This window comes from Stenotrophomonas rhizophila, from assembly GCF_007667275.1.
In the GTDB taxonomy this organism is placed as follows: domain Bacteria; phylum Pseudomonadota; class Gammaproteobacteria; order Xanthomonadales; family Xanthomonadaceae; genus Stenotrophomonas; species Stenotrophomonas maltophilia_AE.
This window is the reverse complement of record NZ_VDQT01000005.1, coordinates 180529-192042: the sequence shown is the minus strand read 5'-3', so window position 1 is coordinate 192042 and position 11514 is coordinate 180529. Positions and strand designations below refer to the sequence as shown.

Annotated in this window: 9 protein-coding genes; 2 read left to right on the top strand and 7 right to left on the bottom strand. The window is 67.4% G+C overall.

Features of this window, described 5'->3' with window-relative positions; genetic code table 11:
- Window positions 1–57: 57 nt before the first annotated feature.
- The 4 genes from FSZ13_RS16100 to FSZ13_RS16085 all read right to left on the bottom strand — a co-directional run bounded on the left by FSZ13_RS16100 (window position 58) and on the right by FSZ13_RS16085 (window position 3551).
- The gene (locus tag FSZ13_RS16100; protein WP_145481435.1) at window positions 58–1428 is read right to left on the bottom strand and encodes a pyridoxal-phosphate dependent enzyme; all 1371 of its coding nucleotides are present in this window, start codon (window positions 1426–1428) and stop codon (window positions 58–60) included.
- A gap of 220 nt (window positions 1429–1648) precedes the next feature.
- The gene (locus FSZ13_RS16095; protein WP_093532890.1) at window positions 1649–1873 is read right to left on the bottom strand and encodes a YdcH family protein; all 225 of its coding nucleotides are present in this window, start codon (window positions 1871–1873) and stop codon (window positions 1649–1651) included.
- 383 nt (window positions 1874–2256) lie between these two features.
- A complete protein-coding gene (locus FSZ13_RS16090) occupies window positions 2257–3150 on the bottom strand; it encodes a hypothetical protein (RefSeq protein ID WP_145481434.1) in 894 nt (297 codons plus the stop codon).
- A complete protein-coding gene (locus tag FSZ13_RS16085) occupies window positions 3147–3551 on the bottom strand; it encodes a DUF4398 domain-containing protein (protein ID WP_145481433.1) in 405 nt (134 codons plus the stop codon). The genes FSZ13_RS16090 and FSZ13_RS16085 overlap by 4 nt, the downstream gene beginning before the upstream one ends.
- 98 nt (window positions 3552–3649) lie before the next feature.
- On the opposite strand from FSZ13_RS16085, the gene FSZ13_RS16080 reads away from it, so the two are divergent.
- Window positions 3650–4780, top strand: coding sequence for a PilT/PilU family type 4a pilus ATPase (locus FSZ13_RS16080; protein ID WP_145481432.1), 1131 nt, complete (start codon window positions 3650–3652; stop codon window positions 4778–4780).
- 187 nt (window positions 4781–4967) lie between these two features.
- On the opposite strand, the gene maiA is transcribed toward FSZ13_RS16080, so the two are convergent.
- Together maiA and FSZ13_RS16070 are read right to left on the bottom strand one after the other, a co-directional pair.
- Window positions 4968–5636 (bottom strand): maleylacetoacetate isomerase, encoded by a 669-nt coding sequence (gene maiA, locus FSZ13_RS16075; protein ID WP_260844229.1) that lies wholly within the window; start codon window positions 5634–5636, stop codon window positions 4968–4970.
- Window positions 5633–6622: a fumarylacetoacetate hydrolase family protein gene (locus FSZ13_RS16070; RefSeq protein ID WP_145481430.1), complete on the bottom strand. Its 990-nt coding sequence runs from the start codon at window positions 6620–6622 to the stop codon at window positions 5633–5635. The genes maiA and FSZ13_RS16070 overlap by 4 nt, the downstream gene beginning before the upstream one ends.
- A gap of 755 nt (window positions 6623–7377) precedes the next feature.
- Here FSZ13_RS16070 and FSZ13_RS16060 point away from each other — a divergent pair.
- On the top strand, window positions 7378–8790 hold the full coding sequence (locus FSZ13_RS16060; RefSeq protein WP_145481428.1) for a DEAD/DEAH box helicase: 1413 nt from the start codon (window positions 7378–7380) through the stop codon (window positions 8788–8790).
- Between the two features lie 136 nt (window positions 8791–8926).
- On the opposite strand, the gene FSZ13_RS16055 is transcribed toward FSZ13_RS16060, so the two are convergent.
- Complete coding sequence (locus FSZ13_RS16055) at window positions 8927–11479, bottom strand: M14 family zinc carboxypeptidase (RefSeq protein WP_429000028.1); 2553 nt, start codon at window positions 11477–11479, stop codon at window positions 8927–8929.
- Window positions 11480–11514 lie beyond the last annotated feature (35 nt).

Genomic DNA, 11514 nt, shown 5'->3' with positions numbered 1-11514 from the left:
ATCAGGCTTTGACGCGGATAAACGGAGCTTCGCGGCTGAACGTCGGCCAATAGGCCGTCATTGCACCCGGCGGCGCAGGTAGTTCAGCAGGTCGATCCGGGTGATCAGGCCCAAGAAGCTGCCGCCATCCATGATGATGGCCACCTGGCCCCGGTCGAACACCGGCAGCAGGGCCTCGATCGGCGACTTCACGTCCAGCCGGTCGAGCTTGCTGACCATGGCGGTGGACACCGGATCGCGGAAGCGGGCTTCGTCGCCGTACACATGCAGCAGCACGTCGCTCTCGTCGACGATGCCGACCAGCTGGTCGCCGTCCATCACCGGCAGCTGGGACACGTCATACAGCTTCATGCGCTGGTAGGCGGTGGTCAGCAGGTCGTTCGGGCCGATCACCACGGTGTCGCGCTGGCCGTACGGGCGCAGGATGAGGTCGCGCAGGTCGCCGGTCTGCGGGCGCTCCAGGAAGCCGTTGTCCAGCATCCAGTAGTCGTTGTACATCTTGGAGAGGTACTTGTTACCGGTGTCGCAGACCAGCACCAGCACCTTCTTCGGGGTGGTCTGCTCCCTGCAGTACTTCAGCGCGGCCGCCAGCAGGGTGCCGGTGGAGGACCCGCCGAGCACGCCTTCCTTGCCCAGCAGCTCGCGGGCGGTGTGGAAACTTTCGGCGTCGGTGATCGCGTAGGCCTTGGTGACCCGGCTGAAATCGGCAATGGACGGCAGGAAGTCCTCGCCGATGCCCTCCACCAGCCAGCTGCCCGACTTGTCGTTGAGCACGCCGTCATTGATGTATTCGGCCAGGATCGAGCCGACCGGGTCGGCCAGGACCAGCTCGGTCTTCGGCGACAGGGTGGCGAAGGCGCGCGACAGGCCGGTCATGGTGCCGGAGCTGCCGCAGCCGAACACGATGGCGTCCAGGTCGCCGTCCATCTGTTCCAGGATTTCCGGGCCGGTGCCGAATTCGTGCGCGGCCGGGTTGTCCGGGTTGCCGAACTGGTTGATGAAGTACGCGCCGGGGGTTTCCTCGGCCACGCGCTTGGCCATGTCCTGGTAGTACTCGGGGTGGCCCTTGGCCACGTCCGACCGGGTCAGGCGCACTTCGGCGCCCATCGCCTTCAGGTTGAAGATCTTCTCGCGGCTCATCTTGTCCGGCACGACCAGGATGAGCTTGTAGCCCTTCTGCTGGGCAACCAGGGCCAGGCCGAGGCCGGTATTGCCGGCGGTGCCTTCCACCAGCGTCGCGCCCGGCTTGAGATCGCCGCGCTGTTCGGCGGCCTCGATCATCGACAGGCCGATGCGGTCCTTGATCGAGCCGCCCGGATTGGCGCTTTCGAGCTTCAGGAACAGCTCGCAGACGCCGGTATCCAGGCGCTGGGCCTTGACGATCGGGGTCTTGCCAATGAGGTCGAGTACGGAGGAGTGGATTGCCATCGGGTCACATCGATTCGCGCCGCAATGCGGCCGGACCCCCGATTATCCGACAGATGGTAGAGACACGCCATGCGTGTCCCGCGGCAACATCCCTTAAAAGCGACGCGGACGGCGCCCGTCGACGAGGAGACGGACACCGCCCGCGGCGGTGGGTGTCCGGCGCCGGCCATCGCTCGGCCGGTCGCCGGTCGGCGCCGACCGTGGGTCGGCGCCGGGAACGTCAATGTGCAGGGGAGGAAGACTCGAACAGCCGGAGCAGTCGTTGCTTGGCAAGCAGCTTCTCACGCTTCATCTGACCCAGGGTGGAACTGTCTATCGGAAGTACGCCCAGCTCGGCATCCATACACTTCTTGTTCAACTTCTGGTGCCGTTCGTAAAGCGCCTTGAATTCCGGGTCCCGCTGGCGACGGGCGTCGATTTCACTCTGGGGCTGACCTTCAAACATGATGGACCTCCTATAGCGTCTGCAGCACAAACAAGAACGCCCCGGCCGGAACGGCACGGGGCGACTCTTCGGGTGGAGCACCGGCATCAACCGCAACCGCAGGCGGACCCATGCGCCGAGCCCGGACATTCCGGACTGCAGACTGCGCTGGTTCGTGCCCTCGGTTCATCGGCCCGGCCCTCCAATCGTCCGGGTCGCGGAAGGCCACCCGGACAATCGACCCTACGCCTGCCAAAGGGTGGGTTCAAGGGTTTCATCTGAAATCGTGGACGGTGCGCAGTCGGGGTTCAGCCTGAACGCGCAGTCCAACAAAATTTAAACAAAATCATTGGGTTGCGTCACGGTTCGGCGTGGGTCATGACCGTTGGTCATGCCCCCCGCCATCAGGGCGCGATGATGACCTCGGCCGACCGCGCCTTGGTGGCTGCGGCCTTCTTGCCGCTGACCTGCAGGCGGCTGGCGCTGACGCCGGCGCCCACCAGCGCGTCGCGCAGGGCTTCGGCGCGCTGCTGCCCTACCCCGGCGGCGGCGTCATAGGCCTCGATCCGCACCCGGCCCTTCTTGCCGATGTTCAGATACTCGGCCAGGGCCTTGGCCTGGCCCTTGGCCCCGCCAGAGAGCGCACCCTTGCCGCTGGCGAACGCGTCGCCCGGGAAGGTGAATACCTCGCCGCGGCTGTCGAACTTCGACCCCGGCAGCTTGTTGCCCGAGACCAGTTCGGCTTCCTCGCGGGCCAGCTTGGCCGCGTTCTGCTGGGCCGCGCTGAGGCGGGCGGTCTGCTTGCCGGCCACGCTGGTCAGGGCGGTTTCGGCGTCCTGGCGGGCCAGGGCTTCGGTTTCGGCGGCCAGGCGCAGGCGCTCGGACTCTTCGGCCTGGATCTGGGCCTGCACGCGCAGACGCTCGCTTTCCTGGCGGGCGCGCTGGGCGTCGCGGCGGCTGGCTTCGATCAGCAGGTCGCTGCGGGTGCGCTCCAGCTGGCTCAGTTCACGCTTGGCCAGCGCGGCGCGGACGCTGGTTTCGGCGATCTCGACCCGGCGATCGGCCAGGTAGCGGGCCTGGTCGAGGTCGCGGCGCTTGGCATTGGCCAGGTTGGCGATGGCCTGCTGGGCCTGCAGGCGCTCATAGGCGGCCAGTTCGGAGGCATCCGGGTTGGCCTGGATCGCCATCAGGCGCTGGGTCAGCTGGGCCACGGCCGGGTCTTCGGCGGCGAAGGCCGGTGCGGACAGGGCCAGGCCGACGGCCAGCAGCAGCGGGGTCAGTCGCAGGGCGGTCTTCATCGGCGGCCCTCCCCGTCAGACAACTGGCGTTCGAGCTGGGTCACCTCGTTGCGGCGCAGCTGCAGCTGGGCGGTGGCGGTGGCTTCTTCGCTGCGGGCGCGGGCCAGGTCGGCGTCGGCGGTGGCGCGCACGGCCAGGGCTGGGGCGTTCTTGCGTTCGCGGCGGTCGCCGGCGGCGCGCTGGGCCTGTTCCAGGCCTTGGCGCGCAATGGCGATCAGGTCCGGGGCGTACTGGTCGGCGTCGGCCTGGGTGGCTTTGTCCACGGCCTGGCGGGCCTGCATGAGCTCGAGCGCGCCGTCCTGGGCCAGGGCCGGCCCGGCCAGTGCGAATGCGCACGCCATCACGCAACTGGTCAAAACTACATACGGGGTACGCCGCATTTGTGCGAAGCTAGGATTCATTGGGGGTGCCGTTCGCCTGAAGAAGGTGCGCGGCCATTGTCGGAAGCCTGCGGCGTGCTTGCAATGGCATGTCGCCGATTGTTGGGGAAACATTTCGCATGGATATCGGCTATTTCCTGAAGCTGATGACCGAAAAGAACGCTTCGGACATGTTCTTGACCACCGGAGCCCCGGTGTACATCAAGATCGAGGGCAAGCTGTACCCGCTGGGCAATACCGGGCTGCCGCCCGGCATGGTCAAAAAGATCGCCTATTCGCTGATGGACGAGGGCCAGGTGCCGCAGTTCGAGCGCGACCTGGAGCTCAACATGGCCATCGCCCTGCCCGACGCCGGGCGTTTCCGCGTCAACGTGTTCAAGCAGCGCGGCGAGGTCGGCATGGTCATCCGTGCGATCCGCAGCAAGATCCCGAGCATCGAAGAGCTCAACCTGCCCCAGGTCCTGAAGGACGTCATCATGACCCCGCGCGGGCTGGTGCTGGTGGTCGGCTCGACCGGTTCGGGCAAGTCGACCTCGCTGGCCTCGATGATCGACCACCGCAACAGCACCACGACCGGGCACATCCTCACCATCGAGGACCCGATCGAGTACCTGCACAAGCACAAGATGTCGATCGTGAACCAGCGCGAGGTGGGGCTGGATACCCATGCCTTCCACAACGCGCTGAAGAACGCGATGCGTGAAGCGCCGGACGTGATCCTGATCGGCGAAATCCTGGATGCGGAAACGATGGAGGCGGCCATTGCGTTCGCCGAAACCGGGCACCTGTGCCTGGCCACCCTGCACTCCAACAACGCCGACCAGACCATCGAGCGCATCCTCAACTTCTTCCCCGAGAGCGCGCACCGCAACGTGCTGATGAACCTCTCGCTGAACCTGCGCGCGGTGATTTCCCAGCGCCTGGTCAAGGGCCAGGACGGGCGCCGCCTGCCGGCCACCGAAGTGCTGATCAACACGCCGATGATCCGCGACCTGCTGCGCCGCGGCCAGGTGCACGAGATCAAGGCGGCGATGGAGGCCTCGCTGGAAGAAGGCATGGAGAGCTTCGACCAGTGCCTGTTCCGGATGGCCAAGAACGGCATCATCGAGCAGGAAGAAGCGCTGCGTGCCGCCGATTCGCGCGACGGCCTGGCACTGAAGTTCCGCCTGTCCGAAGGCGGTGCCGAACATGATCCGTACGCGGATTATTCGCAGCAGGGCGCGCCGGCGGCGATCACCCACGGGTTCTGATGGAATCGGCGCCCGGCGACGGGCGCCCAGCGGTTTGGAACCGCCTGGGCCGGCCAACGGCCGGCGCTACCGGTATCCGAAGCCTTCGGTTGATTGATCCGGATCCCAATGGGCTCGTAACGGTTCGTAGCCCCGGCCGTTGGCCGGAAACCGCGCGCAGCGCGGTCAACGGCGCCCAAGCCGCCCGTCACCCGGCGCAATCCACCTGGTTCTCCGGGCGGGCCGCGTCAAACGCCTCCAGGGCCAGGCATTCTTCTTCGATCCGGACCAGGGTCGGGTACGCCGCCAGGTCCACCTGGAATCGCCGCGCGTTGAACAACTGCGGCACCAGGCAGCAGTCGGCCAGGGTCGGGGTGTCGCCGTGGCAGAAGCGCCCGGTGTCCACCGATTCCACCAGCATGCGCTCCATCGCATCGAACCCGACCCGCATCCAATGCCGGGTCCAGTCCTCGCGCTCGGGCTGCGGTACGTTCCAGGTGTCGGCGAAGAACTGCATCACCCGCAGGTTGTTGAGCGGGTGGATGTCGCACGCCACCAGCTGCGCCAGCGCGCGCACCCGGGCCCGGCCCGGCGCGTCGTCGGGCAGCAGCGGCGGCTCCAGGAACACCTCGTCGAGGTATTCCAGGATCGCCATCGACTGGTGCAGCACCCGCTCACCGTGCAGCAGGGTGGGCACCAGCTCCTGCGGATTGAGCGCCGCATAGCCTTCGCTGTGCTGCTGGCCGCCGTCGCGGACCAGGTGCACCGGGGTGACCTGATGCTCCAGCCCCTTCAGGTTGAGGCCGATGCGCACGCGGTAGGCGGCGCTGGAGCGCCAGTAACTGAACAGCTCGATGCGGTCGGCCGAGGTGTTCAGGGCCGTGCCGCCTGTTCGATGCGCTGCTCGATCGCGCCGAAGATGCTCTCACCGGCGGCGTCGAACATTTCGATGCGGACCACGTCGCCGAAGGACATGAACGGCGTGCTCGGCTTGCCGTCGCGCAGGGTTTCCACGGTGCGCTGTTCGGCGAAGCAGGACGCGCCCTTGCTGGTGTCTTCGTTGGCGATGGTGCCCGAACCGACGATGGCGCCGGCACCCAGCGGCCGGGTCCTGGCCGCATGCGCGACCAGCTGGGCGAAGTTGAACTGCATGTCCACGCCAGCTTCGGGCGCACCGAACCAGGCGCCGTTGACGTGGGTCACCAGCGGCAGGTGGACCTTGCTGTCCTGCCAGGCGTCGCCCAGCTCGTCGGGGGTCACGAACACCGGCGACAGCGCCGAGCGCGGCTTGGACTGCAGGAAGCCGAAGCCCTTGGCCAGCTCACCGGGAATCAGGTTGCGCAGCGAGACGTCGTTGACCAGGCCGATCAGCTGGATGTGGGCGGCGGCCTGTTCCGGGGTGACCGCCATCGGCACGTCATCGGTGATCACCACCAGCTCGGCTTCCAGGTCGATCCCATGCTCCTCGCTGACCACCTTGACCGGGTCGCGCGGGCCGTAGAAGCCGGCGCTGGTGGCCTGGTACATCAGCGGGTCGGTATAGAAGCTTTCCGGCACCTCGGCACCGCGTGCGCGGCGCACGCGTTCAACGTGCGGCAGGTAGGCGCTGCCGTCGACGAACTCATAGGCACGCGGCAGCGGCGCGGCCAGCGCCTGCAGGTCCAGGTCGAACACGCCGTCGGCACTGCCGTCGTTGAGCGACTCCGAGAGCGCGTTCAGGCGCGGCGCAAGCTGGCTCCAGCCTTCCAGCGCCTGCTGCAGCGTGGCCGCGATCCCGGTAGCGCGCACGCCACGGCGCAGGTCGCGCGAAACCACGATCAGGGTGCCGTCGCGGCCGCCTTCCTTCAAAGAACCAAGCTTCATGGGTGGGGTATCCGGGATCGCAGAAAATAGGTTTCGAGTGTAACCAAATGCGCGCGCGTGCCAAGGCGCGGTGCGTCAAAAGACGATAAACCATCCGGCGTGATCGCGCGGGGCCAGTGGGCGGTGGCCAGTGGCCAGTGGGCGGTGGCCATCGGCCGATGGGCCGATGGGCCGATGGGCCGATGCGGCGATGGGGCGATGGGGCGATGGGCAGGTAGGGTCGGTCGACAGACGACTGCCGATAACGGTGATCGGGAGGGGAGACGCATCGTCCTTCGGTGGAAACGGCGTTTTCGCTCGGGGTCCATGCGTTACCGAGGTGCCAATGCGTATCGGCGGTCGTCTGGGGACCGACCCTACCGCCGGCCACCTCCGCCACCTCCGCCGCTTCCGCCTCCACCGCCTACACGACGTTCCTCCCCGCGTTTCCATTCCCCTCCCGCCCGCCTTCGGATCAAATCCGGCTTCCAACCTGAACGGGGCATTTGTTATGGCTGTCGCAGTTCAGCTACAATGCCGGGGTCTGCAGCGGCCGTCCGTTTCCCTTCGGGATCGCCGGCGATCGGGATTTCCGTCCCTCGCCCGCCCCCACTCCGACGCCATTCGTCATGCATTCCAGTCTGCGCACCGCGCCGGCTGCACCCAATTCTCGCAGCGCGGTTCACGGGAACGCTCCGAGTCAAGCCGATCTCTTCGATCTGCCTCGCGTCCGGCCAGTCGGCCTGGCGTTACTTTGTCTTTGGAGTTTCCACCCGATGTCTTTTGAAAACCTGGGCCTGGCCCCGTTCCTGCTGCGCGCGTTGTCCGAGCAGGGCTACGATTCCCCGACCCCGATCCAGGAGCAGGCGATCCCGCTGGCCCTGGAAGGCCGCGACCTGCTGGCCGGTGCGCAGACCGGTACCGGCAAGACCGCCGCGTTCGGCCTGCCGCTGCTGCAGCACCTGGGCACCAACCCGCAGGCCGTGAACGGCCCGCGCAAACCGCGCGCGCTGGTGCTGGCCCCGACCCGCGAACTGGCCACCCAGGTGCATGACAGCCTGCGCGGCTACAGCAAGTACCTGCGCATCCCCAGCGCCTGCATCTACGGCGGCGTCGGCATGGGCAACCAGTTCGACGTGCTGCGCCGTGGCGTGGACCTGCTGGTGGCCTGCCCGGGCCGCCTGATCGACCACCTGGAACGTCGCAGCGTCGACCTGTCCGGCATCGAGATCCTGGTGCTGGACGAAGCCGACCGCATGCTCGACATGGGCTTCCTGCCGTCGATCAAGAAGATCCTGGCCAAGCTGCCGCGCCAGAACCGCCAGACCCTGCTGTTCTCGGCGACCTTCGAAGAGAGCATCAAGCAGCTGGCACTGGAGTTCATGCGCGATCCGGCGCAGATCCAGGTCACCCCGAAGAACACCGTGGCCGAGTCCATCAAGCACTGCGTGCACCCGGTTGACGGCGCGCGCAAGCGTGAGCTGCTGCTGCACCTGCTGTCGCAGGACAGCCGCGAGCAGACCCTGGTGTTCGGCCGTACCAAGCACGGCTGCGACAAGCTGGCCACGTTCCTGGAGAAGTCCGGCATCAAGACCGCGGCGATCCACGGCAACAAGAGCCAGGGCCAGCGCCTGCGTGCGCTGGGCGACTTCAAGGCCGGCCGCGTGACCGTGCTGGTGGCCACCGACATCGCCGCGCGCGGCATCGACATCAACGAGCTGCCGAAGGTCATCAACTACGACCTGCCGATGGTGCCGGAAGATTACGTGCACCGTATCGGCCGTACCGGCCGCAATGGCTCGACCGGCCAGGCGATTTCGCTGGTGGCCCAGGACGAGGCCAAGCTGCTGCGCCAGATCGTGCGCCTGCTCGACAAGGACATGGACATCCGCGACGTGCCGGGCTTCGAGCCGCAGACCCCGATCCGCTGGGGCAACAGCGCGCCGGGCAAGGCCGAAGTGCCGGGTGGCGATCGCGCACCGCGCCGCGGCGCGCATGCGCGTCGTCCGCATGGCGATGCGCCGCGCCACGCCCATGCCGGTGCCAAGACCGGTGGCCAGCGTGACGGTGCCGGTCGTGGTGCAGGCCGTGGCGCCGGCAACGGTGCCCCGCGCGGCGGTGCGCCGACCGGCCAGCGCCGTGGCGGTGGCGGTCGCGGCCAGGGCGGCGGCGGCGCGCGCGCCAGCTGATTGACCGGTTGCGATACACGGTAGCGCCGGCCGTTGGCCGGCCCCGATATCGCCTGGGCCGGCCAACGGCCGGCGCTACCGGGAAACATGAAAAAGGGCGACGCATTGCGTCGCCCTTTTTCATTGCGCCGCGACCTCAACCCCTCGGCTTGGTCGGGTTGAGCAGGTTGCCGAAGAACACCGCGTTCAACAGGATCCGCTCGGTACCGTGCCAGTACTTGCGGTGCGCCGGGTCGTCGGCGAACAGCACCACGTTGCCCTGCCCCTGTGGCGACACCAGCAGCCAGGCGGCGCCGGCCACGCGGCTGCGGTTGTTCTCGGACAGGTAGCCGTTCACCCGCGGACTGTCGTCGATCCGGACCACGGTGGAAAACGCATTGCGGCTCGGCTTGAAGCTGATCCCGTTTTCCTTGTTTACCGCCAGCTGGTTGCGCGGCAGGCCGAAGCCCAGCGGGTGGCTGGTATCGACATCGGCGCTGAGGATGTTGCCGCTGACCCGCTCGATCGCGGCGATGTCGCGCTGGTCGCCGAACGCACGGCGCGCGCCATCCGGTTCCTTCTCTTCCGCGCCCAGCACTTCGTCGCTGAGCTTCTGTTCGATCGCCCACTTCGCGGCGCTGCCATAGGTCACCAGCGAGCCACCGGCATTGATCCAGCGCTTGAGCGCGGCCACCGCTGCGGCATCCACGCCGCTGTAGGTACCGCCGGACAGCACGATGGTGGTGTACCGGTCCAGATTGACCTTGCCCAGCTGCGCCGGGTCCAGCTTGCTGGCCGGCAACTGCACCTGCTGGTCCAGCACGAACCACGCCGAGCCGATCTCGGTGGCGCTGACGCCCTCGCCCATCACAAGTGCCACCGCCGGCTTGCGCAGGGACTTGACGCTGTCGCTGCCGAGGTCGATGCCGCCGCGGCTCTGGCCACTGGCCAGCGCGTGCACGACCACGCCACTGGCGCGCGCGACCTCGTCCACGGCGACGCGCAGCGCTTCCCCGTCGAGGGTCTGCCCGGCGACCGGGATCACCACGCTGCCGCGCGCGAACGCCTGCTCACCGCTACCGGTTCCCGCAGTGAACGGCTGGAACGCGGCGCGTGCCAGGATGCCCTTGGCCTGCAGTGCGTACAGCGCGCGGCTGGCGTTGTAGTCGCGCCAGTCGAACACGTAGGCATAGCCGGCCTGGCCGCCCACCACGCCGCCCTGTGCGGTCGGCAGGCTGCTGATCCGCTCACCGCCGGCCACGCGGCTGCGGCTACCGGCAAAGGCCAGCCCGTACGCCGGGGCGATCGCATACGAGGTGCTGCCGTAGAACACGTCGCCCTTGATCGGCGGCGTGTCGGCGAAGATCGAATGCACCAGGCGGAACTGCGGCTGCGCGGTCGGCACCACGTAGGCGCTGCCCGGCTCGAAACGCTGGCCGTCCACGGTGACCGCCGCGGTCAACGCCTGCACGGTGATCTGGTGCTGCAGCAGCAGGTCGAGCAGGCGCCGGGTCAGGCCCGGGTCCTTGGCATCGCCGAACACGAAGGCCTTCACCGGCTGCTGGTTGGCCTGCTTCAGCGCGGACTGGAAGAATTCCTTCTGCAGCTTCAGCAACCCGTCGCGCTCGGTCACCGCACCGCGCACGGTGCCCAGGCCGGTGGCGACCTGGTTGCGGATGGTGAACGGGAAGGTCAGCAGGCCGTTCACCGATTCCTGCACGCGCCCGCGCGAACTGGCCTGCTCCACCGTAACGCCGACTGCGCCGTGGAAATCCGGATAGGTAGAGCCGTACACGGGCGAGAAGTTATCGAAGTTTTCCCCGGTGTAGTAGAGCGAGCCCAGCGCATCCAGCGACTGCGCGTGGTATTTGGCCAGGGTCTTGTTGAAGTCGTACGACGAAGCCGGCAGCAGCGGGCTGTGCATGCTGGCCGGTGACGGTTCGAAGTAGTAGGTGCTGTCCTTGCCCATCTCGTGGAAGTCGATCTGGACATTCGGATACCACTGGTGGAAGTACGCGATCTTCGGCCGCGTGTCCTGCTGGGTCAGCGCCAGCCAGTCGCGGTTGAGGTCGGTGAAGTAGTGGTTGGTACGCCCCTGCGGGAACGGCTCCACGTGTTCCTTGTCGGCTGGGTCGGCCGAGGCCGGCGAGGACGCATAGGCGTTGTGCCAGCTGGCGGCACGGTCGCGCCCGTCCGGGTTCTGCGCCGGGTCGAACAGCACCACCGCCTGCTGCAGCCACTGCGCGGTTTCGGCGCTGCGGTTGGCCACCAGGTAGTAGGCAGTGAGCAGCGCGGCTTCGCCGCTGGAGGTTTCATTGCCATGCACGCTGTAGCCCAGCCACACCACCACCGGGCTGTTGCCCGCCGCCGACAGCGGCTGCGCCGGATCGGCCAGGGTCACGTGCTGGCGGCGCAGGGTGTCCAGCTGCTGCTGGTTCTGCGCCGCGGTGACCGTGGCGATGATCAGCGGGCGGCCTTCGTAGCTGGTGCCGATCTGCTCGACCTTGATCTTGTCGGAGTGTCTGGCCAGCTCATTGAAGTAGGCCACCAGCTGGTCGTGCCGGGTGTAGCGGCTGCCGATCTCGTAGCCCAGGAACTGCTGCGGGGTGGGAATGGCCGGATCGAAATCGCCGCCCTTCGGGAAGAAATACGCGCTCTGTGCGAACGCCGGTGCGGCCAGCAGCCACAGCGCGCCCACCAGCCAGGTGATGGGGCGCGGGAAAACACGGAACAAGGACACAGCAA